The 21,635-nt window shown below is 70.7% G+C and carries 22 protein-coding genes and 1 tRNA gene; 15 read left to right on the top strand and 8 right to left on the bottom strand.

The window, feature by feature from the left end; all coding sequences use genetic code 11:
* Window positions 1–64 precede the first annotated feature (64 nt).
* Window positions 65–787 carry a DUF5324 family protein gene (locus ABZ490_RS10095; protein WP_358987112.1) on the top strand — a complete coding sequence of 241 codons (723 nt, stop codon included), beginning with the start codon at window positions 65–67 and terminating at the stop codon, window positions 785–787.
* Window positions 788–979: 192 nt separating this feature from the next.
* On the opposite strand, the gene ABZ490_RS10090 is transcribed toward ABZ490_RS10095, so the two are convergent.
* Window positions 980–1,052 (bottom strand) — tRNA-Ala (locus tag ABZ490_RS10090).
* Window positions 1,053–1,231: 179 nt separating this feature from the next.
* Here ABZ490_RS10090 and ABZ490_RS10085 point away from each other — a divergent pair.
* Window positions 1,232–1,780 carry a hypothetical protein gene (locus ABZ490_RS10085; RefSeq protein WP_055636222.1) on the top strand — a complete coding sequence of 183 codons (549 nt, stop codon included), beginning with the start codon at window positions 1,232–1,234 and terminating at the stop codon, window positions 1,778–1,780.
* Window positions 1,781–2,210: 430 nt separating this feature from the next.
* Window positions 2,211–3,791, top strand: coding sequence for a serine/threonine-protein kinase (locus tag ABZ490_RS10080; RefSeq protein WP_358987108.1), 1,581 nt, complete (start codon window positions 2,211–2,213; stop codon window positions 3,789–3,791).
* Here the strand turns inward: ABZ490_RS10080 and ABZ490_RS10075 are convergent.
* On the bottom strand, window positions 3,755–5,113 hold the full coding sequence (locus tag ABZ490_RS10075; protein ID WP_358987105.1) for a hypothetical protein: 1,359 nt from the start codon (window positions 5,111–5,113) through the stop codon (window positions 3,755–3,757). The genes ABZ490_RS10080 and ABZ490_RS10075 overlap by 37 nt on opposite strands.
* A 211-nt stretch (window positions 5,114–5,324) precedes the next feature.
* Entirely contained in the window at window positions 5,325–5,453 is a 129-nt protein-coding gene (locus ABZ490_RS10070; RefSeq protein ID WP_003999697.1) for a DLW-39 family protein, read from the bottom strand.
* 606 nt (window positions 5,454–6,059) lie between these two features.
* On the opposite strand from ABZ490_RS10070, the gene ABZ490_RS10065 reads away from it, so the two are divergent.
* A complete protein-coding gene (locus ABZ490_RS10065; RefSeq protein ID WP_358987405.1) occupies window positions 6,060–6,380 on the top strand; it encodes a DUF6344 domain-containing protein in 321 nt (106 codons plus the stop codon).
* Window positions 6,381–6,627: 247 nt separating this feature from the next.
* On the opposite strand, the gene ABZ490_RS10060 is transcribed toward ABZ490_RS10065, so the two are convergent.
* Window positions 6,628–7,176, bottom strand: a complete 549-nt coding sequence (locus ABZ490_RS10060; RefSeq protein ID WP_358987102.1) for a hypothetical protein — start codon at window positions 7,174–7,176, stop codon at window positions 6,628–6,630.
* Between the two features lie 114 nt (window positions 7,177–7,290).
* Window positions 7,291–8,586 carry an amidohydrolase family protein gene (locus ABZ490_RS10055; RefSeq protein ID WP_358987099.1) on the bottom strand — a complete coding sequence of 432 codons (1,296 nt, stop codon included), beginning with the start codon at window positions 8,584–8,586 and terminating at the stop codon, window positions 7,291–7,293.
* Window positions 8,587–9,059: 473 nt separating this feature from the next.
* On the opposite strand from ABZ490_RS10055, the gene ABZ490_RS10050 reads away from it, so the two are divergent.
* From ABZ490_RS10050 to ABZ490_RS10040, 3 genes are all read left to right on the top strand, one after another.
* Window positions 9,060–13,418, top strand: coding sequence for a hypothetical protein (locus ABZ490_RS10050; RefSeq protein WP_358987096.1), 4,359 nt, complete (start codon window positions 9,060–9,062; stop codon window positions 13,416–13,418).
* 776 nt (window positions 13,419–14,194) lie between these two features.
* On the top strand, window positions 14,195–14,980 hold the full coding sequence (locus tag ABZ490_RS10045; protein WP_358987094.1) for a hypothetical protein: 786 nt from the start codon (window positions 14,195–14,197) through the stop codon (window positions 14,978–14,980).
* 28 nt (window positions 14,981–15,008) lie between these two features.
* On the top strand, window positions 15,009–15,611 hold the full coding sequence (locus ABZ490_RS10040; RefSeq protein ID WP_358987091.1) for a ribonuclease D: 603 nt from the start codon (window positions 15,009–15,011) through the stop codon (window positions 15,609–15,611).
* A gap of 221 nt (window positions 15,612–15,832) precedes the next feature.
* On the opposite strand, the gene ABZ490_RS10035 is transcribed toward ABZ490_RS10040, so the two are convergent.
* From ABZ490_RS10035 to ABZ490_RS10025, 3 genes are read right to left on the bottom strand one after another with little or no spacing between them, the layout of a single operon-like run.
* Window positions 15,833–16,213 carry a hypothetical protein gene (locus tag ABZ490_RS10035; protein ID WP_358987089.1) on the bottom strand — a complete coding sequence of 127 codons (381 nt, stop codon included), beginning with the start codon at window positions 16,211–16,213 and terminating at the stop codon, window positions 15,833–15,835.
* Window positions 16,210–16,635, bottom strand: coding sequence for an ATP-binding protein (locus ABZ490_RS10030; RefSeq protein WP_358987086.1), 426 nt, complete (start codon window positions 16,633–16,635; stop codon window positions 16,210–16,212). The genes ABZ490_RS10035 and ABZ490_RS10030 overlap by 4 nt, the downstream gene beginning before the upstream one ends.
* Before the next feature lie 46 nt (window positions 16,636–16,681).
* Window positions 16,682–17,089: an NUDIX domain-containing protein gene (locus ABZ490_RS10025; RefSeq protein ID WP_358987402.1), complete on the bottom strand. Its 408-nt coding sequence runs from the start codon at window positions 17,087–17,089 to the stop codon at window positions 16,682–16,684.
* A gap of 109 nt (window positions 17,090–17,198) precedes the next feature.
* On the opposite strand from ABZ490_RS10025, the gene ABZ490_RS10020 reads away from it, so the two are divergent.
* From ABZ490_RS10020 to ABZ490_RS09985, 8 genes are all read left to right on the top strand, one after another.
* A complete protein-coding gene (locus ABZ490_RS10020; RefSeq protein WP_358987083.1) occupies window positions 17,199–17,990 on the top strand; it encodes a GntR family transcriptional regulator in 792 nt (263 codons plus the stop codon).
* 171 nt (window positions 17,991–18,161) lie between these two features.
* The gene (locus ABZ490_RS10015; protein ID WP_358987080.1) at window positions 18,162–18,518 is read left to right on the top strand and encodes a hypothetical protein; all 357 of its coding nucleotides are present in this window, start codon (window positions 18,162–18,164) and stop codon (window positions 18,516–18,518) included.
* The gene (locus ABZ490_RS10010; RefSeq protein WP_358987077.1) at window positions 18,518–19,894 is read left to right on the top strand and encodes an FtsK/SpoIIIE domain-containing protein; all 1,377 of its coding nucleotides are present in this window, start codon (window positions 18,518–18,520) and stop codon (window positions 19,892–19,894) included. Before ABZ490_RS10015 ends, ABZ490_RS10010 begins: the two co-directional genes overlap by 1 nt.
* Window positions 19,895–19,979: 85 nt before the next feature.
* Window positions 19,980–20,621: a DUF2637 domain-containing protein gene (locus ABZ490_RS10005; RefSeq protein WP_358987075.1), complete on the top strand. Its 642-nt coding sequence runs from the start codon at window positions 19,980–19,982 to the stop codon at window positions 20,619–20,621.
* A gap of 2 nt (window positions 20,622–20,623) precedes the next feature.
* On the top strand, window positions 20,624–20,809 hold the full coding sequence (locus tag ABZ490_RS10000) for a hypothetical protein (protein WP_358987072.1): 186 nt from the start codon (window positions 20,624–20,626) through the stop codon (window positions 20,807–20,809).
* A gap of 1 nt (window position 20,810) precedes the next feature.
* Window positions 20,811–21,002 carry a mobile element transfer protein gene (locus tag ABZ490_RS09995; RefSeq protein ID WP_037684465.1) on the top strand — a complete coding sequence of 64 codons (192 nt, stop codon included), beginning with the start codon at window positions 20,811–20,813 and terminating at the stop codon, window positions 21,000–21,002.
* Window positions 21,003–21,018: 16 nt separating this feature from the next.
* Window positions 21,019–21,213 (top strand): hypothetical protein, encoded by a 195-nt coding sequence (locus ABZ490_RS09990; RefSeq protein ID WP_125772584.1) that lies wholly within the window; start codon window positions 21,019–21,021, stop codon window positions 21,211–21,213.
* A 24-nt stretch (window positions 21,214–21,237) separates the two neighbouring features.
* Window positions 21,238–21,486: a SpdD protein gene (locus ABZ490_RS09985; RefSeq protein WP_358987068.1), complete on the top strand. Its 249-nt coding sequence runs from the start codon at window positions 21,238–21,240 to the stop codon at window positions 21,484–21,486.
* The last annotated feature ends 149 nt before the right edge of the window (window positions 21,487–21,635 follow it).

Raw genomic sequence — 21,635 nt, 5'->3', positions numbered from 1 at the left:
GCAGGCATGATCCGTAAAAGGGTGGAAAGTCGAAATACCGTACGCCACCGAGGAGGAGGAACCCGTGACCCGCATCGAGAGCGTGCGCGCCGCGACCGGCTCGGCGAAGGACAGCGTGCTGCACGCCGCGGAAGTGGTGGCGCCCTACGCCGACACGGCCAAGGAAAGGGCCGCGCAGTACGCGCAGGAGGCCCGGGAACGGCTCGCGCCCAAGGTGTCCCTGGCCGCCGAGCAGGCCCGCACCCAGTACGACACCCATGTCGCGCCCCGGCTGGAACTGGCGCGGACGCATGTACCGCCGAAGGTCGACCAGGCCGCGCACGAGGCGGCCGTCCGGACCCGGATCGCCGCCCGGCAGGCCGCCGAGTACTCCCGGCAGGCGGCGGAGTACTCCCGGCCGAGGATCGAGCAGGCCGTCGCCGCGGCCGGACCCATGAAGGACGAGGCCACCGCCCGGGGCGTCGCCGCGGTGGCCGCGCTGCGCGGCCAGGTGACGCCGAGGGAGATCGAGCGGCTCGTGCGCCGGCACCGGCGGCGGGCCCGGGCCGGCAGGGCCGCCCGCATCCTCCTGGTCTGCGGGGCGGTCGCCGGTGGCGCCTTCGCGGCCTGGAAGTGGTGGGACAAGCAGGCCAACCCGGACTGGCTGGTCGAACCGCCCGCGCCCACGGAGGTCCCCCCCTCCGGAGGTCTGACCTCGGTGGACGGCAGCGGTGCCGTCCTGGACCCGGAGGTGCAGGCCAAGCAGGCCGAGGAGGAGGCGGCGCACCGCGACGACGACCGCGGCTGACGCCCGCACGAACGGGACGCCGCCCGCCCGGAGTTCGCCGTCCCGCGTACCCCTTTGTGTCCTTCCGGACAGGCGGGACCGTCCGTCCGACCGGTCGGGCGGGACCGCCCGCCGGTCCGTGAGAGAACCCGGGACAAGCTGAGAAAAGCCCCCCTGCTCTGCGTTTCCGCAGATCAGGGGGGCTTTCCGGTGTGGAGCCTAGGGGAGTCGAACCCCTGACATCTGCCATGCAAAGACAGCGCTCTACCAACTGAGCTAAGGCCCCGGAAGGGACGTCCGGCCGGGAACTCGTCCCGACGGCCGCCGCAGACCAGAGTACCGGGTCACCGGGGGTATCTCGCAAAAAGATTGGGGGTCCCCGTGAATGACCACTCTCCGTAAGATGCTCGACGTGGTTCGCTACAGCGAACCGTGGATGTTCTGGGGAAGCGATGGGGAGACGCAATGGACGCCGCACAACAGGAAGCGACCGCGAGAGCGCGGGAACTTCAGCGGAACTGGTACGGGGAGCCACTGGGGGCGCTCTTCCGTAAGCTCATCGACGATCTTGGCCTCAACCAGGCTCGTCTCGCGGGGGTGCTGGGGCTGTCGGCACCGATGCTGTCCCAGCTGATGAGCGGTCAGCGGGCGAAGATCGGCAACCCGGCCGTGGTGCAGCGCGTGCAGCTGCTCCAGGAGCTGGCCGGACAGGTCGCGGACGGCAGCGTCAGCGCCGCCGAGGCGACCGAGCGGATGGACGAGATCAAGCGGTCGCAGGGGGGCTCCGTGCTCAGCAACACCACCACCACGACGAGCAGTTCGGGGGCTCCCACGGTGAAGCGGGTGGTCCGGGAGATCCAGTCGCTGCTGCGCTCGGTGGCCGCCGCCGGCGACATCATCGACGCCGCCGACACCCTCGCCCCGAGCCACCCGGAACTGGCCGAGTTCCTCCGGGTGTACGGGGCGGGCCGCACCTCGGACGCCGTGACGCACTACCAGTCCCACCAGAGCTGAGCCGTACGGACTGAGCCGCCGGACTGAGCCGTCCGACCGGTCGCCGAAGGGGGTTCGGCACCGGACGCACGCGCCCGGCCGTCGGGGGACGGTCGAGGGAGTACTCGAGAAGACCACTACGGGTGCACGGGGCACCGGTACGGGTACACGGGGGACGAGTACGCGGTGGACGGGGATCCGGTACGGGTGGACGGGGATCCGGTACGGGGTACATGGGGAACCGGTACGGGGTACATGGGGAACCAGTACGGGGTACATGGGGGACGAGTACGGGGTACTCGGGGGATACATACGGGGGCACGGGGGACATACCCGAGGGGCCGGGAAGACCTTCCCACAGGACCGCGGGGACACGGGGGTCCATCGCTCGCCACGGGGGTAGCGAGGGGGTAGCAGGGGGACATCCGAGGGGGAGGAGCGACGCACTGCCATGGGTGAGGTCTTCGCCGGACGGTACGAACTGGCCGACCCGATCGGGCGCGGAGGGGTCGGCGCGGTCTGGCGCGCCTGGGACCACCGCCGCCGCCGGTACGTGGCCGCGAAGGTGCTCCAGCAGCGGGACGCGCACTCCCTGCTGCGGTTCGTCCGGGAACAGGGACTGCGGATCGACCACCCGCATGTGCTCGCGCCCGCCAGCTGGGCCGCCGACGACGACAAGGTGCTGTTCACCATGGACCTGGTGGCCGGCGGTTCGCTGGTCCACCTCGTCAACGACTACGGTCCGCTGCCGCCCGCGTTCGTCTGCGGCCTGCTCGACCAGCTCCTGTCCGGGCTCGCCGCCGTGCACGCGGAGGGCGTGGTCCACCGTGACATCAAACCGGCGAACGTGCTCCTCGAAGCCACCGGCACCGCCCGCCCCCGGCTCAGGCTGTCCGACTTCGGCATCGCGATGCGGCTCGGCGAACCGCGCCTGACCGAGACCAACCTCGTGGTGGGGACGCCCGGTTACCTCGCCCCCGAGCAGATGATGGGCGCCGAACCCGACTTCCCCGCCGACCTGTTCGCCGTGGGACTCCTCGCGCTGTACCTCCTCGAAGGCGCCAAGCCGGACGCCAAGGCGCTCGTGCAGTACTTCGCCGAGCACGGAACCCCGGGTGCCCCCAAGGGAATCCCGGATCCGCTGTGGCAGGTCGTCGCCATGCTGCTGCAACCCGATCCGCAGGCCCGCTTCCGCACGGCCACGGGGGCGCGCAAGGCGCTGGCGGCGACCGCGGAGCTCCTGCCGGAGCCCGGCCCCGACGACGAACTCATCGAGATATTCGACCAACTCGGGCCCCTTCCCCAGGGGTTCGGCCCCGAGGGGCCCCTGACGCCGCTCCCGAGGAAGCCTCCTTCCGCGGCGCCGGGATCCACCGGCCTCACGGGATCAACCGGCCACAGGGGATCAACCGGTGAGCGCCTCCTGCCCGCCCGGCCGACGACTCCCCCCGACGGGTCCCTTCCCGTACGGCCCGACACTCCCCCCGGCCAGGCCCGTCCGGGCACGGATTCCCTGCCCGCGCGGCCTCTCACGCCCCCCGGCCCGACGGGCCCGCCCGCCTTGACCGGTCCAGGCGAAACGTCCCCTCACACAGCGTCCACACCGACGCCCTCTCCCTCCGTCCCCCCACGGCCGCCGGCGCACCCTCCGACGGTCACCCCCACACCGACCCCCACGCCGACCCCGACACCGACCCCGACACCGACCCCCACTCCGACCCCGTCCATGTCGGACACCGGCAGCTTCCACCTCCCGCCGCCGCTCCCGACGGTCACGAGCACACCCACACCCACACCCACCCCGACCCCCTACGACCCCACCTTCGCCCTGGTGCCCTCCCACGGCCCGCGCGCCGCCACCGCCACCGCCTCCTACACTGCTCAGGACCCGGTCGCGGCGGCCCCTCGGCCGCGGGGGCACCGGGCCGTACGGCAGCGGCGGCCGGGCCCGCCCGTCAGGGTCACGGTCCCGGTGCTGCTGCTCGCGCTGGCCTGCTACGCCGTCGGGTTCTGGGCGCTGACGCGGATCTGAGCGGAGGCCCGGCGGCGGGCGATCAGGGTCCAGCCGCCGAGGAACAGCAGCAGCGCGCTGCCGGTGCCGATCCCGGCCGCCGCGACCGCCCGCATCACGGGGTCGTCCCCGTCCCCCGTGGATCCCCCGGGCGACCCTGTCCCCGTGTCCGTGCCGAAGACCCCGGCGGGCACGGGCCGGCCCAGGTACCCCGGCCCGGACTCCGGGGAACCCCCGAGGCGGACCCGCAGGGTCACCTCGTAGGGGCCGTCGCCGAACTGCTCGGCGATCTGCGTGGAGAGATGGACGACGAGATAGTAGGAGCCGGCGAACCGCAGACTGTTCTGCGGGTCGGTCGGCGCGTACCGGTTGGCGTACCGGACGGGTGGGACGGGATCCAGGGCGGCCGACTTCTCGCTGCCGCCGTAGCCGGTGCCCCGGGCCACCACCTTGGCGCGCACCGGGTTGTAGAGGGACAGCTCCAGCGCGTCGACCACATATCCGGTGCCGGCTCCGGCGCCGGTGCCCGAGGCGCTGCTCGTGGTGCCGCCGGCCAGGTCCGCCTCGGCGTACAGCTGCTGTCCCCAGTCGACGGGCACCCGGAAGAAGACGGTCTCGCCGGGGACCACCTCGTCGCGCCAGACGCCCTGTCCGACGGCGGTCGCCGCGGTGAAGCCGGCGCCGCCGGGCCGCACGACCGGCTCCCCGGACGGCGGTGCGGGGGTCGCGGAGTCCCAGGCCCGAGGGGTGCTCGTGTCGCCGGCCGCCGCGAGCGGGGGCTCGGTGACGGGCGCGAGTTCCAGCTCCCAGGGGTCGCCGGCGGTCTCCCCGGTGCCCGTGTCCGACCGCTCGACGACCACGTAGTACGTGCCCGCCTCCTGGCACAGCCCCTTGCCGGGCCTGATCTCCCGCGCGCCCCAGGCCGTCACGGGCTGCGGGCTGCGCGCGGCGCCGATCGTCGCCGACTCGAAGGAACAGCTTCCGCTGTCGGCGTCCTGCACGGAGACCGTGATGCCGTCGCCGACGGCGGGGGTGCTCCCGGGGCGGGGGATCGCGGTGACGGCGACGTACGCGGTGGACGCGTCGTCGAGTTCGAGGCGGTAGTACGCCTTGCTGCCGCCGTCGAGCGTGCTCTTGTACGTCGCTCCGGGCTCCAGCCGTACGGCCGCGGCGGCGCCGGTGGCGGCACGGGCCTCACGGACGTCGTCGGCGAAGGCGTACGACGGGACGTCCGGCGCGGCCACGGCGGCGGGCGCCGGCACCGTCCACCCGAGCAGCACCCCCAGGACCACGGCGCGCAGCATCACCGCCGCGCGCCCCGTACCCCCCGTACGCCGGGCCATCAGAACCCGCCCCCTCGCCTTGGTCCGATCGTGGCCCATCCTGCCCCGCCGCCCCGGCCCCCGCCCCCGCAATCCCCACGAGCGTCCGGAACGCCCGCGTCTATCCGCAAACCGGAACCTCCGCAACCGGAGGCCGTACACCAGCAACACAAAACCCCGACCGCTTCGGCGGCCGGGGTCTGATCTCGATCTCAGTCTCTGGTGTCGGTACTCACGAACCCGTGGGCACGGAGTCGGTGGCCTCCGTCCACAGGTCCTGCTCGGCGCGATCCGCCTGGATCTGCCGGTACACGAGGAGACCGCCGATGGCGGCCAGTGCGACCAGGAGCAGCTTCTTCACCGCGCGACCTCGTCTTTCCTTGACGTAGGGGACCTCTGGCGCCCGACTATACACACCGACCGATATCGATCGGTGACCTGCGTCGGCCTCCCAACTCCCTTCTTCGGCCGCTCTGTGACTCGTTTCCCCCGGTGCGCCCATACGAGTGGTGTTCATCGGAACATCGCCTCGTCGTGTGCGTCGGTCCCCCGGTTCCCCCTCGCCATACACATGATGACCAAAGTACGCAAATCGCCCAACCTGAAGGTGAGGGGCATGACCGTGAACCGGGTCATGAAGCTCTGGACCGCGATCGTCACCGCGTTCCTCGCGCTGTGCACGGCGCTCGGCTTCGTCGCTTCGACCGCCGCGACCGCGGCGGCACAGACGGGACCGACACACACGGACGCCGAGAAGACCGGCGGCACCGAGAGCCCGCGCGCCGAGAGCGCGGGCGGATCGAGTCCCGGAGGATCGAGTGCCGGAGAATCGAGCTCCGGCGGCCCGAACGCGGGCGGCTCGCACTCCGGAGTCGAGAGCAGCCGCGGTACGAGCCTCCGCGCCACGAGCCCCGAGGCGTCGAGCCCCCGCGGTGCAAGCGTCGGCGGTGCGGGCGTCGGCGGCGGGATCCCCGCCGAGGAGAACGCAGGCACTCGGGACGCCGGTTCTGCGCGCCCTGCCCGTGAGGTGCCCGCCGGCGAGCGCCCGAGCGGACCGGTCACCAGGAGCACGCCCGTCACGACCCCGTCGCCCGCCTCCGCCTGGGACTTCTTCCAGACCCGCTCCCTGCCCCCCACCATGAAGCAGCGCATCCTCGCCGAGGCCCACGGCAAGTCCCCCAGCTGCCGCCACAGCTCCCTCGACGACGCGGACGCGGCCGAGCAGGGCGCCGACTGCGACCGCGACCACACGGAGGCGGCCGAGCCGTCGATCCCGGTCCAGCGCTGAGACGTAGCCGGTACAGATGAGGCATAGCAGTAAAGAGCGGTACCACCGACGTTCGACGTGACGGCGACTTGCGTACAGACCGCACGATGCAGGCCCGGCGGCTCCGAAGCGACCGGGCCTTCGCCGCATGCACACCTCACTGGGTGATCCACGAGGACGGTACGACGGACCAGGTCCGCCCGTACGTCCCCCAGGACCCCCCAGGACCCCCAACCCCCCGTGACCTGCCGGCCCCCCTCGGCCGGACCTACCCGGCCGGCCGGCCCGCGGCGACGGACAGCCAGTGGGCCACCCGGCGCAACGTGCTCTCGTCGGCCCCGTCCACCAGGGCCCGTACGGCCGTGACGTCGTCCGGGGTGAGGTCGTACAGGCCCGCCTTGCTCAGCCCGGCCATGAGCACCTGGTGCCGGCGGCCCTCCATGCGCTCGACGAGCTTGGCGGGAGAGGCGGCCACCGGAGTCTCGGCAGCCACCGGACTCTCGGCAGCCACCGGACTCTCCGCGGCCACCGGGCTCTCCGCGGCCGGGGCGCCCGCCGGGTCGTACAGGTGCCACCCGCCGTCCTTCGGCCCCCACAGGGCGACCGTCACCGCGTCCCCCCGCGCCCGCTTGACCTGCGCCATCTCGCCCATCGCGTACAGCACGGGGGTGCGGTCGGGCGATTCGGCGGCGGGCCGCCAGGAATCCGAGGACGGGTCGTGGAACATCGCGACCCAGCGCGGGTCCCCCGGCGGCTGCGGGCTCCGGGGACTGCCCTGTCGGGCCTGTCGGGTCTGTCGGGTCTGTCGGGTCTCCATGGCGCTCACCCCTTCCATATCGCCGTATCGGCACGGCGGGGCGACCATAACTGACGGACCGTCAGCTATCCAGCCCGGCGAGGCTCCGGTAAGGCACCAGGCTCCCGGGCCTCCCTACTGCGCCGCCGCGATCGCCGCCCGGGCCCGTGCCCGGAACGCCTCCAGCTTGTCCACCGGCTCGGTCAGCTGCCGGCTGCGCGAGCGGACGCCGACGTCATGGCCTGCCGCGGCCCTGCGCAGCGCGCCGACCGTGGCCCGCTCCCGCGGGATGTGGGCGAAGGGATCGAAGGAGTACCAGCGCATCGCGTTCTCGTGGGTCATCTTCGCGATGTCCGCGTCCGGTACCGCACACTCGCGCAACACCTCGTGGAGCTGCTCGGGCGCGTCCGGCCACAGCGAGTCGCTGTGCGGGTAGTCGCCCTCCCAGCAGATGTTGTCGATACCGATGTCGTGCCGCAGCCTGACGCCCAGCCGGTCGGTGATGAAGCAGGTCAGGAAGTGCTCGCGGAAGACCTCGGAGGGGAGCTTGCCGCCGAAGTCCTGGAGGGTCCAGGTCGCGTGCATCTCGAAGGTGCGGTCGACGCGCTCCAGGAAGTAGGGGATCCAGCCGGTGCCGCCCTCGGACAGCGCGATCCGCAGGGCCGGGAACTCCTTGAGGACCCGGGACCACAGCAGGTCGGCGGCGGCCTGGACGAGGTTGATCGGCTGGAGCGTGATCATCACGTCCGGCGGCGAGTCGACGGCCGGGATGGCGAGGCGGCCGGAGGAGCCGATGTGCACCGACAGCACGGTGTTCGTGTCGCAGGCGGCCTGCCACACCGGGTTCCAGTACGGGTCGTGGAAGCTCGGATAGCCGAGGGCCGCCGGGTTCTCCGGGAAGGTCATCGAGTGACAGCCCTTGGCCGCGACCCGCCGTATCTCGGCCGCCGTGAGCTCGGCGCTCCAGATGGCCGGCAGCGCCATGGGGATGAACCGGCCGGGGTACGCCCCGCACCACTCGTCGATGTGCCAGTCGTTGTAGGCGCGCACGAGGGCCAGGGAGAAGTCGGAGTCCTCGGTGGCGAACATCCGCGCCGAGAAACCGGGGAAGGACGGGAAGTTCATCTGGGCGAGGACACCGCCCGCGTTCATGTCCTTGATCCGCTCGTGGACGTCGTAGCAGCCGGGCCGGATCTCGTCCATGCCCTGCGGGTCGAGGCCGTACTCCTCCTTGGGCCGCCCGGCGACCGCGTTGAGCGCGGCGTTGCCCACGGTGTTGTCCCGGAACTGCCACACATCGCTGCCGTCCTCGCGGTGGACGAGCTTCGGCGCGTCGTCCAGGTACCGCTTCGGCAGGTGGTTCACGAAGATGTCCGGCGGCTCGATGATGTGGTCGTCCACGCTGATCAGGATCAGATCGTCCCGTTGCATGTCAGTGCCTCCCGCACGCCCTGCTGGATCCGCACTCTCGTTTTTTGAAAACTACATTCTCACCAGGCGCGAATCAAGCATTCGGCACAGGCGGACGGCGGACGGCGGGGGCGGCATCCGGACAGCGGGGTCCAGGTCTCGGCCAAAGGTGATCGGGAACCGGCCCGGCCAGTGGATCAATGCGTGAGGGCCGCGGGCCCGGGGTAACTCAACCCGGTTCGGGAACCGAGGAGCGGAAAGTGACCGGTGCGCACTGCACACGCCATCGCGCGCACCGCACCGTTCGGCACCGGTCCCTCCCCTCGTGCGGACCGCTGCCGAACGGTGCGGATGACGTCCGGTTGCCCTTCGGATCCTGCCAGCTACGGCTCGCGGCGAGGAGGGTGCCGACCTCGGGCCCACCTCGTCGCCGCAGGTCAGCCATATAAAGTGAGTTTTCCGGTCCGGATTCCAGGTGCGGGGGAAGTAAAGGGGTGGAGGCCTTGGGCTCCGACTCAGGGGCGCGCACAGCCTTCGCGGAACGTCTCGCGCTGCTCTACAAGGAGGCCGGCAATCCGCCCCTCAAACGCGTCTCCGAGGCGGTCACGCGACTGCACCGGGTCGACGAGCGCGGGCGCCCGGTGCGGGTGTCGGCCCAGCGGATCAGCGACTGGCGCCGGGCCCGCAACGTCCCGGCCCACTTCGCCGCCCTCGCCGCCGTCCTCCACGTCCTGATACCCGACGCGCGCCGCGCCCGGCCCGTCCCCGTCTCCCCCGGCCTCTACGACCTGCCGCAGTGGCAGCGGCTGTGGGAGCGCGCGCTGGCCGACCCGGTGGCGGCCGGCGAGGGCGCCGCGTCCGCCGAGGAGACGGAGGGGGATCAGAGCGCCTCGGGCTCCGGCACCGGGACCGGCGCGGGAGCGGGACCGGGCTCCGGCTCGGGCCCGCGCTCCGGCTCGGGCTCGGGCTCGGGTGAGTCCGCCGTTCCGGGGAGCGTGTGCCCCTACCGGGGCCTGGCCTCCTACCGTCAGCAGGACGCCCGCTGGTTCTTCGGCCGGGAGCGCAGCACCGAGGCCCTCGTCGCCCAGCTGCGCGCGGCCCGGCGCACGGGCGGCCCGGTGATGCTGGTCGGCGCCTCGGGCGCGGGGAAGTCCTCCATGCTCAGCGCCGGACTGGTACCGGCCCTGCGCAAGGGCGCGCTCCGGGACGGGGACGACGAGACGGACGTACCGGAAGGGAACGTACGGGAGGCGGGCGTACGGGAAGGGGGCGTACGGGAAGGGGGCGTACGGGAGGGGAGCTCGCCGCAGGCGAACGCCCGGCAGGGGCACCCTCCGCAGGCGAACGCCCGGCAGGGGCACCACCCGCAGGGACACCCCCCGCAGGCGAACCACCCACAGGGACACCCTCCGCAGGCGAACCACCCACAGGGAAACGCCCCGCAGGAAAACCCCCCACAGGGGCACATACCGCCCGGGGATGTCCTGCATCTGGTCCCCGGTGCCGATCCCCTCGGCGAGCTGACCGCGCGGATACCCGAGCTCGTGCCCCTCGTCGAGGGCGCCCACGAGCTCTCCGACCCCGTTCCGCTGCGGTTCGCGCGGTCCGTGCGGGAGGCCGTGACCGTCTGGGCCCGCCGCGAGGCGCCGGGGAGCGGCCAGGCGGTCGTCGTCGTGGACCAGTTCGAGGAGGTCTTCACCCTCTGTTCCGACGACGCGAGCCGGCGCCTCTTCGTCCAGCTGCTGCACGCCGCGGCCACCCCGGGCGCGGGGGAGCGGGCCCCGGTGCTGGTCGTCCTCGGCATCCGCGCCGACTTCTACGAACAATGCCTCGCCCACCCCGAACTCGCCGACGCCCTCCAGCACCGGCACATGGTCCTCGGCCCGCTCACCACGACCGAGCTGCGCGAGGCGGTCACCGGTCCCGCGAAGGCCGTGGGCCTGGAGCTCGAACCGGGCCTCGCGGAACTCATCGTCCGCGAGGTCAGCGCCGACGGACCGCGCGGCGCCCACGACGCCGGGGTGCTGCCCCTGCTCTCGCACGCCCTGCTCGCCACCTGGCAGCGCCGCAAGGCCGGCCGGCTGACCCTCGCCGGCTACCGCGCCGCCGGCGGCATCCAGGGCGCGGTCGCCGCGACCGCCGAACGGGCCTGGTCCGGCCTCGACCCGGCCGCCCGCACGGCCGCGCGGCTGCTGCTGCTCCGGCTGGTCCGGCTCGGCGAGGACACCCAGGCCACCCGCCGGCGCGGCACCCGCCGCCAGCTCGCGCAGGAGTCCACCGACCCCGGCGCGACCCAGGAGTCCCTGGAGGCGCTGGTGCGCGCCCGGCTGGTGACGCTGGACGCGGAGTCCGTGGAGATCACCCACGAGGCCCTGCTGACCGCGTGGCCCCGGCTGCGCGAGTGGATCGACGAGGACCGCAGCGACCATCTGCTGCGCCAGCGCCTGGAGGAGGACGGCCGGTCCTGGGAGGGCTCGCACCGCGACTCCTCCCTGCTCTACCGGGGCTCACGGCTCGAACAGGCGCACACCTGGGCGAAGTCGGCCGGTGACACCTTCCTCACCCGCAGCGCGGTGGACTTCCTGGCCGCCTCGGTACGGCTGCGCCGGCGCACCGTCTGGATCAGCCGCGCCGCCGTCTCCGCCCTGGTGGTGCTGTCCCTGCTGGCGGTCGGCGCGGCGGTCGTCGCCTGGCAGCAGCGCAACGACGCCGTGTTCGAACAGGTGGTCGCCGAGGCCGACCGGGTGCAGTACACCGACCCGTCGCTGTCCGCCCAGCTCGACCTGGTCGCCCACCGGCTGCGGCCCGGCGACGAGGGCGCCCGCAACCGGCTGATCTCGATCGTCAACGCGCCCCTGGCCACCCCGCTCCTCGGCCACACCGGCGCGGTCTACCTCACCTCCTTCAGCCCCGACGGCAAGCTCCTCGCCACCGCGAGCTACGACCGCACGGTCCGGCTGTGGAGCCTGGCCGACCCGGCCCGCCCCAAGCCCCTCGGCAAGCCGCTCACCGGCCACACCAGCTGGGTGAGCAGCGCGGTCTTCAGCCCCGACGGCCACACGCTCGCCAGCGCCGGCGACGACGGCACGGTCCGGCTGTGGGACGTCCGCAAGCCCTCCGCTCCCCGCCCGCTCGGCAAGCCCCTCCAGGCACACGGCGGCACGGTCTACCTGATCGCCTTCAGCCCCGACGGCCGGACGCTCGTCTCCGCCAACGAGGACAGCAGGGTGCGCCTGTGGAACGTGGCCGACCCGGCCGCGCCGAAGGCCCTCGCCACCCTCACCGGCCACAGCGCCGCGGTGCGCTCCGTGGCGTTCAGCCCCGACGGCCGTACGCTCGCGACCGGCGGCGACGACAACGCCGTACGGCTGTGGAACACCGCCGACCCGGCCCGGCCGCGGCCGCTCGGCGAGCCGCTGACCGGCCACGACGGAACGGTCCACTCCCTGGCGTTCAGCCCGGACGGCGACACGCTCGCCTCCGGCAGCTCCGACGACACCGTCCGGCTGTGGAAGGTGTCGGACCCCGCGCACCCGAGCGCCCTCGGTGCCCCGCTGACCGGCCACACCGGCCCGGTCTGGTCGGTGTCCTTCTCCCCGGACGGCTCGCTGCTCGCCGGCGCCAGCGCGGACAGCACGGCCATCCTCTGGAACGTCAGCGACCCGGCGTACCCCTCCCAGCTCGGCGAACCCCTCGCGGGCAGCAGCGGCGAGATGTACGCGCTGGGCTTCAGCCCCGATGGCACCACCCTCGCCACCGGCAGCGGCGACAACAAGGTCCGGCTCTGGTCGGTCCCCACCGCGGACATGATCGGCCGCACCGGCGCCTTCCGCCCGGACGGGCGGGTGCTCGGCACGGCGGCCCGCGACGGACGCATCCGGCTGTGGAACGTGGCGCGCCCCGACCGCCCGGAACCGCTCGGCAGACCGTTCATGGCCGCGGACGGCGGCTGGCGCTCCCTGGCCTTCTCCCCCGACGGCCGCACCCTCGCCGTCCTCACCGACAACCAGGCGGTCTACCTCTACGACGTCACCGACCCGTCCCACCCCGTCGCGCACGGCGCCCCGATCGCCCTGCGCACCCGCTTCACCGGCCCGGACGCGCTCGCGTACAGCCCCGACGGCAAGACCCTCGCGACCGGCTACGACGACCGCACGATCCAGCTCTGGAACGTGGCCGACCCCGCCCATGTCACCGCCCTGGGCTCCCCGCTCACCGGCCACCGCGGCTATGTCAACGCGCTCGCCTTCAGCCCGGACGGCACGACCCTGGCCTCCGGCAGCGCGGACGCCACGATCCGCCTCTGGAACGTGACGGACCCGAGCCGTGCGACGAACATCGGCAAACCCCTCAAGGGCCACTCGGGCCCGGTCAACGCGCTCGCCTACAGCCCGGACGGCACCACCCTGGCCTCCGGCAGCGACGACGACACGGTCCGGCTGTGGGACATCACGGACCCCTCCCGGGCGGGCGGCCTGGGCTCCCCGCTCACCGGCCACACCGAGGCGGTCGTCTCGCTGACGTTCAGCCAGGACGGCGGCACGCTCGCCTCCGGCGGCAACGACAACACGGTCCGCCTCTGGAACGTCCGCACCCCTTCCGACGCCTCCCCCATCGGCCAGTCGATGAGCCCCAACGCCAAGACCGGCAACTTCCTCTCCTTCAGCCCGAACAGCCGCCTGCTGGGCGTCTCCAGCGGCGCCGACACCGTCCGCCTCTGGAACCTCGACGTCGACCGCGCCATCACCCACATCTGCGCCACCACCCGCAACGTCCTCACCGCCGAGGAGTGGCACGAGTACCTCCCCCGCCTCTCGTACGATCCTCCGTGCCCCGACCACCCCCAGAAGTGATCCCGATCACAACTCACCCCTCGGCCGGACCAGTCGCCTCCCGTTGATCAACCACCCTTGTTAGCCTTGGCCCAAGCCCGGTCGCTGGTGCATCCCCCGTCGCCAGCGACCGGGCCTTTTTGCTGCCCACTTCGCGCCACCGCGCACACAACACAGAAGACCCCCGGTTCATCCGAACCGGGGGTCTTCTCACTGTGGGGCTAACAGGATTTGAACCTGTGGCCTCATCCTTATCAGGTCGGTCACAAGGGGGCGGCGACGTTGGCCAACCGCCTCTGGTGCCCGGCTGAGGGTTCGCCCGCGTTCGCCGCTGATCGCCGCCGTTCGGAGCTGTTGGTGTCAGGCGGTGGTGTCAGCCGCCTGGGGCGGACTTGACAGCCTCGCGAACTCCCCTCGCCAACTGTGGCACGGTCATCACTCCACGCGGATCAAGCCCGTCTGGACCTCAGCCGACGACAGTCAGCCACGGCGGCGGGTGCGCCGACCGACCACGCACGCGTGTGCCTCGCTGCACCCCCCACCAACCTCAGCCACGCTACTGGTGCCGTCGATGAGAGCAAGCCCCACTGACAGTTCCGTGACCGACCGCAGCAATCCTCTCGAATCATGACAAACGTCCTACTTGCCGGATGCTGCGGTCTCATGCAATCAGATCACATCTACACGAAGACCGGCTGCAGATGATGCCGCCGTGACTACAGTCAGCTCTCACTCGGCTACATGGAACCGCACGACTGTCAGTGCGGTCAGATAGCTTCGGATCAAAGGAGGGGTAGATGACGTCCAGCAGCAACCCATACCGCAGAGTGACCACCTTCATGTACTGGCTCATTGCGGTGGCTGTCTCGATTGTTGGCGTTCTCCTCATATATCTCAGCGGCACCACTTGGTTCAAAGAGCACAGCACCGTCTCAAACCTCGCAAATCAATTGGGCGGGCTGGCTATCGTGTCGGTAGCAATCGCCATTCTTTGGGAGCTGGCCGGACGTCGCGCATTCTTTAACGAGATGCTCGAAGTTCACAAATTGAAATATGATGTCGTTGAATCTGCGCTTGAATCTATCGGCACGGATTATACGAAAGCACTTGACTGGTCGTCCACAATTTCTAACGCCCGCGAGCTGGATGTCTTTTCCGCCTGGGCAAACACGTGGCGAAATCAGAATCTTGCAGCGCTGTCTACACTGATCGCGAAGAGTAACTCTAAGGTCCGCGTGTTCGTTCCTGACCCCACAGACCGCACCTGCGTCAAGACTCTCGCCAATCGCTTTGGCTACACAGAGAGCGATGCGAGAGGGAAGATTACTGAGGCTATCGACGGGTATAAGCAACTCGATGGGCCCACTCCGTCTGGACGCGTGGAGATCTGGACCACGAGCGTGTACCGAGTTTTCACATCCTACCGAATCGATGACCGTATCGTCGTTACCCTCTACCATCACGCCGCCGGACAGCGCGTTTCAGTACCTGTCTTCGTGTGTCGCGAAGGTGGAAGCCTCTTCAAATTCTTCGAACATGACTTGGAGGTCGTGCGTGGTGCTAGTCAAAAAATTTACCCTTGACGGTACCGCCGCGACCCAAGTTCGGGTCATGTCTCACGATCTGACCGCCGCAGCGTACGAGCAAATTATTGGTGACCAATTTGCTGCTTGGGACATAGAGACGAACGGGCTCGATCCGAAGACGTCCAAGATCGGAACTTGTCAGCTATTCTCGCCGACGGCCGGCGCGTGTGTCATTACAGAGATCCACAAGCCTCCACCACGGCTGACGGCACTGCTAGAAGCTCGAGAGGTTACAAAAGTCTTTCACCATGCCCCATTTGACTTGTCATTCATGGCGCACAAGTGGGGCGCAACGCCGGATTCTGTCGTCTGCACGAAAATCGCCGCTAAGCTGATCGCCCCGGAAGCTGATCCGCGGGAGTATTCCCTCAAGCATCTAATGCGTCTCCACTTTGAAATCGACCTCAACAAGGACATGCGTTTCAGTGACTGGATGAGCGCTTCTCTATCTGATGAGCAACTCCAGTACGCGGTGGGCGACGTTCGCAAGTTGATTGACTTGTATCGACTGCTGCACGGCACGCTCGACACGATGGGTCTAGCCCAGCTCTATCGCGAGTGCTGCGACTTCCTCCCTACTCATGTGAAGCTGCGGTTGCACGGCTGCCCAGATCCGTTCAGGTACTGATCGCGGCAGATGTACTCCCGATGCGTAGGGCGATTCGAGCCTCCCGGGCAGGCGCAACGAACGTGATCCACGACAAGTGGTCATTCGCTGCGCGCGGTACGGGCGGCGGCAGGGCTGGAGCGGGGCGGAGACAGGAGCGCAGGCCCGGCCGGGGGCCGGGCCGCGCGCGGGGAGCGGAGCGAGCCGCCTTGAACCAGTAGAGAAAGTTGTAACGCAGTCGGTCACTCGGGGCCTGTGGGCTTGAAGTCGTACGCACACATCGGGAGTTCGCCGCCTTGGCGGTGTGCGATCGGCAGGAAGAGCACCGGTCGCACCGTCCATGTGATGCGCGTGCTGGCGTGGATGACGGACACAGTCCAGGGCTCGCGCCGTAAGAGCGCTCGTCGGGTGTCGATGCGGTGGTCGTAGAGCCGTTCCCATGCCTCCGCGCAGGCTGCTGTGTCGAGGGCCGGTGAGATGGTGCGGAGGATCGTCGCTACCCAGTTGTTCGCCTCCACGGCGTCGTACGCGTCGTAGGACCCGAAGAGCGCCGGCGCCTGTCGCGCGTCCAGGTTCTGTGTCCAGCACTCGCACCAGAAGCCGGGGCCGGTTGTCGTCCTCACAGATGTCCTCCTCGTCGTGGGCCTGTGAAGAGCTCCGCGGTGACCGTGTGGCCGGCCTCGCTGTCGTGGACGACGACCCGGTGGGCGATCGAGCTGACCATGCCGAGTCCGCGGCCGCGTTCGGCGTCCTGGTCCTGGTGCTCGATCTTCGGGGCCGTGCCCGTGCCTCCGTCGTCCGTCACCGAGACGGCAACCACCTGGGCGGACACCGCGACGGCCAGGTGAAAGCTGCCTTGGTCCCGGCCGCTGGCGGTGTGGAGGATCGCGTTCGCGCTCAGCTCGCTCACGATCAGCTCGGCGTCCTCGGCAAAAGGGGAGCCTCGCAGGATGTCGCGGGTCCAGCGGCGGGCCCGGCTGATCTCTTCCGGGAAACCTGGGCAAGACAGTCCCCAGACCCTCGCTGTACTCGTATACTCGTGCATACAAGTTCCTTCGTGCTGGTAGGCCGCCATGTGCAGCGGGTTCGGGCTAGACGAGTTTCACGCCGTCGTGGGCGCGGATGGCCGGCGGAGACGCCGCGTCCAAAGCGTCCAGGACGCGGATCGCGTATGCCTCGTCGGCGAGTTCGGAGACCTCTTCGCGGGTGGCCCAGCGCAGTGCGCGGGTCTCGTCGCCGGTGGTGAGCACGCCGTCGGTCGCATCGCAACGGAAGACCAGCGAGACGATCAGGCCGGTCATGTTCTTGTAGACGCCGGTGAGGGTCGCGGGAAGCGCGATCTTGATGCCGGTCTCTTCGAGGACTTCGCGCTGAAGGGCTTCGGGGATGGTCTCCTCGCGTTCGAGGACACCGCCCGGGGGCTCCCACTTGCCGTTGTCCCGGCGCTGGATCAGGAGGGCCCGGCCCTGGTCGTCGACGACGACCCCGGCCACGCTCACGGAGTGCGGGCGTTCTGTGCTCACGTTCCTCGGCCCTCTCGGATGGCTAGGCTCTCCACCGTAGCAACAACACTCGCCCACTCGTCTAGATACCTAAAGGAGTACACACGTGAGCCCTTCACTTCCTTCGGGCCTCCTCGGTGACCTCGACCCCACGAGCGATCGTGCGGTCTTCCGGCAGATCGCCGATCAGCTGCGCGAAGCCATCGACCGGGGGCGGTTCCGGGAGGGCGAGAAGCTGCCTTCGGAAGCTGAGCTGGTGGACCACTACGGGGTGTCCCGGATGACCGTCCGCAACTCCTTCTCCGTCCTCCAGGGCGAGGGCCTGGTGCACGCCGAGCACGGCAAGGGCGTGTTCGTCCGGCCGCGTCCGCCGGTGCGGCGTCTCGCCTCGGACCGGTTCGCCCGGCGCCACCGCGAGCAGGGGAAGTCCGCGTTCATCGTGGAGGCGGATGCGGCCGGCAGTCACCCCCAGGTCGACAGTCTTGAGGTGAAGGAAGAGAAGGCCGGTCAGGACGTCTCCGCCCGTCTGGGCTCTGTGCGGCGGGTGCTCGCCCGGCGGCGCCGGTACCTCCTCGACGGTCGGCCCGTCGAGTTCGCGACCTCCTACCTGCCGCTCGACATCGCGCGCGGTACGCAGATCGCCGAACCCAACCCCGGGCCCGGCGGCATCTACGCCCGCCTCGAGGAGCTGGGTCACCGCCTCGACCACTTTGAGGAGGAGATCCGTGCCCGGATGCCCTCGCCCGCCGAGGTCAAGACGCTGCACCTGGCGGCCGGCGTGCCCGTCATCCACCTGATCCGGACCGCCTTCGACACCGAGGGACGGCCCGTGGAGGTCTGCGACACGGTCATGGCGGCTGACGCCTACGTCCTGGCCTACCAGCTCCCGGCCACGTGAGCGGGTGATTGGTGGTGGTGCGCGGGGGACGCTTCTCCGAACTCGTACACCCCAACACGCTTACTCGTATAGACGAGTGGGCAAGTTGTGTGGCAGGGTGATCCTCGTGAGCCCGGGAGATCGGGTTCACAGATCGCTACATGTATAGACGAGTAGATAGGGGAGTGTGCTGTGCGCACCATCCGTGTTGAGTCCTCCGCCGCGACGATCCTGCTGACGGAGGCCCCGGAACCGAAGGTCCGCGACCGGCAGACGGGCGAGATCGCCAAGGACGCCGTGACCGGTGAGGCGCTGATGACCATCGGCGTCGTGTACATCGAGGACGGAGAGTCCTCGCTCATCAAGGTCACCGTCCCGGAGGGCGGCGTCACCGAGGGCCTGATCCTCGGCTCGCCCGTCTCGCTGCCGGGGCTCATCGCCCGGCCGTGGGAGTCGGTGTTCAACGGGCAGCAGCGTCACGGCATCGCCTACCGGGCCGCCGCCGTCACCCCGGCCGCCTTCCCGGCCGCCATGGGGGCCACGGCCTGATGACCGACCTGACGACGCTCCTGGAGGTGGGTGGTCCCCTCGCCGCGCTCGGCGGCGGGGCCGCCTACACCCGGGCCAACCACCCGGCCCTGTACTGGTCGGCGGTCGGCGGTCCGATATCCACCGTCCGCCTCCTCAACTCGTACGCCTCGGTCATGGAAGCCTGCGGCCTGACCGTGGCCCCGTCCCGGCTGCGGGTCCTCGCCGTCAAGGCCACCACCCGGCGGGAGATCCGTCCCGTGCCACCCCGGCGGGGCATCATCCGGCCCACTTCGACCGGGCTGCGGCTTCGGCTCCGCCTCGCTCCGGGGCAGGAACCCGCCGACGTCGCCGCCTCGGCCGAACGGCTGCGGCACGCCTGGGGCGTCCACGCCGTGTACGTCACCACCGTCAAGCCCGGTGTCGTCGAACTGCGGCTCGTCGGCTTCGATGTCCTGCGCAAGGTGCGGATGCCGCGCAAGCTGGGCGGCGGGTTCCTCAAGGTGCCGGTCGCGCTGCGGGAGGACGCCCTGCCCTTCTTACGCGACTACCGGACCGTGCCTCATCAACTCACCCTGGGCGCCACGCTGTCGGGCAAGTCCATGTACCTGCGCCATCTCGTCTCCGGACTCGCCCGTCAGAACGTCGCCCTGGTCGGCTTCGACTGCAAACGCGGTGTCGAGCTGGCCCCATTCGCCCCGCGGCTGTCCGCCCTCGCCACCGAGCCGGAAGAAGTCGCCGAGCTGCTGCCCGTCCTGGTCAAAGAGATGGAGCACCGATACGACCTGATCAGGGCCCGGCAAGGCATCGCCCCCGGCACCCCGGACGAGGAGATCACCTCGGACATCTGGGGCCTGCCCGAGAGCGAGCGGCCCGTGCCCGTCGTCCTGTTCGTGGACGAGGTGGCGGAACTCTTCCTCGTCGCCACGAAGAAGGACGAGGAACGGCGCGACGAGATGGTCACTCAGCTCATCCGCCTCGCCCAGCTCGGCCGCGCGGCCGGCATCTACCTCGAAGTCTGCGGGCAGCGCTTCGGCGCCGAACTCGGCAAGGGCGCCACCATGCTCAGGGCCCAGCTCACCGGCCGCGTCTGCCACCGGGTCAACGATGAAGCCTCCGCCAAGATGGCGCTCGGTGACATCGCCCCGGAAGCGGTCGGGGCCGCCTGCGCCATCGCCCCTGAGCTGCCCGGCCTCGCCGTCGCGGGGGACACCTCCGGCGGCTGGTCCCGCATCCGCACCCCCTACCTCTCCCTCGGCGACGCCGCCGACATCTGCCAGCAAACGGCCCACCTGGTGCCCGACCTGCCCGCACTGAAGCCCTTCCGGCCCGCCGTACCCGTACGGACCGTTGAGGCCCGCGTTCCGGCCGTCCAGCCGCACCCCGTCACCGACTGACGCGCTCTTCCCTCCCCGGTCGGCGTGACCGCCTCGCGCCACGTCCCTACCCCTCCCATGCCTGAACCCGGAAGGAGCCGCCCTCATGCGCGCCCAACTGGCCCGTATTGACGCGGTGCTCGTACAGGCGCTGATCGCCGCCGCGCTGTCCTTCGCCCACATCCACGACATCGCCATGGCCGCCGGACAGGACGGCTGGAAAGCCTGGGCCTACCCCGTGTCCGTAGACCTGCTACTTGTCGCCGCCTGGCGTCGACTTCGCTCCGGCGCAGGGAAGACGGCGGCCTGGTGCTGGTTCGTCATCGCCATCACCGCCTCTCTCGGGGCGAACGTCGCCACCGCCGGCCTGCTCGACCTCGCCGACGTCCCGGCCTGGCTGCGCATCCTCGTCGCGGGCTGGCCCGCCGTCGCTTTCCTCGGCGGCACGCTCCTCGCCCACTCGACACCCCAGACGGCCCCGGCCGCCGAGGCCATCGAGGACCAGGAGGACGGCCCCGAACCCGCCCCCGAGCCACCCACCCCCAACCTGCCCGCCATCGAGGCACCGCCGGAACCCCCTCCCGTCCCGGTCCCGGCCGCCCTCATCAACCACGCCCGCAAGGTCGCCGCCGAGCACCACACCCGCACCGGCGCCCCGATCGACACCCCGACCCTCCGGGCCCGCCTCGGCGTCCCGGCACCCATGGCCGAAGCCATCGCCGCCCACCTCACACCGACAGGGAGCTGACCGTGCCCCTCTTCACCTTCAACACCGCCGCCGACTACCTCGACGCCGCCCGCCAGATGGCCGCCAGCGGTCGGCCCGCACTCGCCCGACTCCTTGCCGAAGCGGCGGCCGACTGCACCCCGGACCCCGCCGACGCCGCCCGGATCCTCGACGCCTTCCCCGCCCCCACGCCGCGAGAGGAGCGCTGACATGCCCGCCAACCGCCGCTTCCGCAACGTCACCCGCATCGGCCCCGTCCAGGTCGGCACCGCCTACGACCACCGGGGCCGCGAGAAGCACACCGCCGCCTGCACCGCCCCCCGCTGCAACTTCTCCGCCGACTACGACAGCCGCGCCGCCGCCGAACTCGCCGCCCGCACTCACCGCTGCCCCGTCCGCTGAAAGGACCCCGCACCCCGTGACGCTCAACCTCCCCCTCGTCGTCGTCCTCGGCTTCTTCGCCTGGGCGGCGGTCAAGTACCTCGGCGTCCGCACCTGGATCGTCGTCCTCATCGCCCTCTTCGGCTTCTGGCTCTCGCACACCTTCCTCGCCCCCGCCATCGAGTCCGGCACACGCAACGGCGTGACCGTCATAAACGGCCAACACATCTAGACGAGTAGACAGGGGATCGCCGCCGTGTTCCTGCCCAAGTACCCGGACAACCCCACCCCGCAGCCCACCCACACCCACGCCCCCACCGACCCGGCCCCCGCCCGGCGTCCCGCGCTCCCCTCGGTCTCCCTCGATCAGAAGACCGTCGCGGCCGTCCTCTTCGGCGGAGTCGTCCTGACCGCGCTCCTGGCCGCCGTCGCCGTCACGGCCATCTCGGTCGCCGTCGCCGCCGTGGTCCTGCGCTCCCTGCTCCGCGACCACCACCGCCGCTGACCAGCGGCCCGGCCTCCGGGGCGGCATGACACGCCCAAGCATCCGCCGCCCCGGTGGCCACCCCTCCCGACCAGTGCCCGTCAGAAGGAGATCGCCATCTTCGCCCGCCCCACCCCGCCCCCACTCCCCGAACTCAGCAAGCTCGCCTC

This window comes from Streptomyces sp. NPDC005811 (genome assembly GCF_040630405.1).
GTDB lineage: Bacteria > Actinomycetota > Actinomycetes > Streptomycetales > Streptomycetaceae > Streptomyces.
Note: the sequence above shows the minus strand (reverse complement) of the source record. Positions and strands in the feature narration are given on the sequence as shown.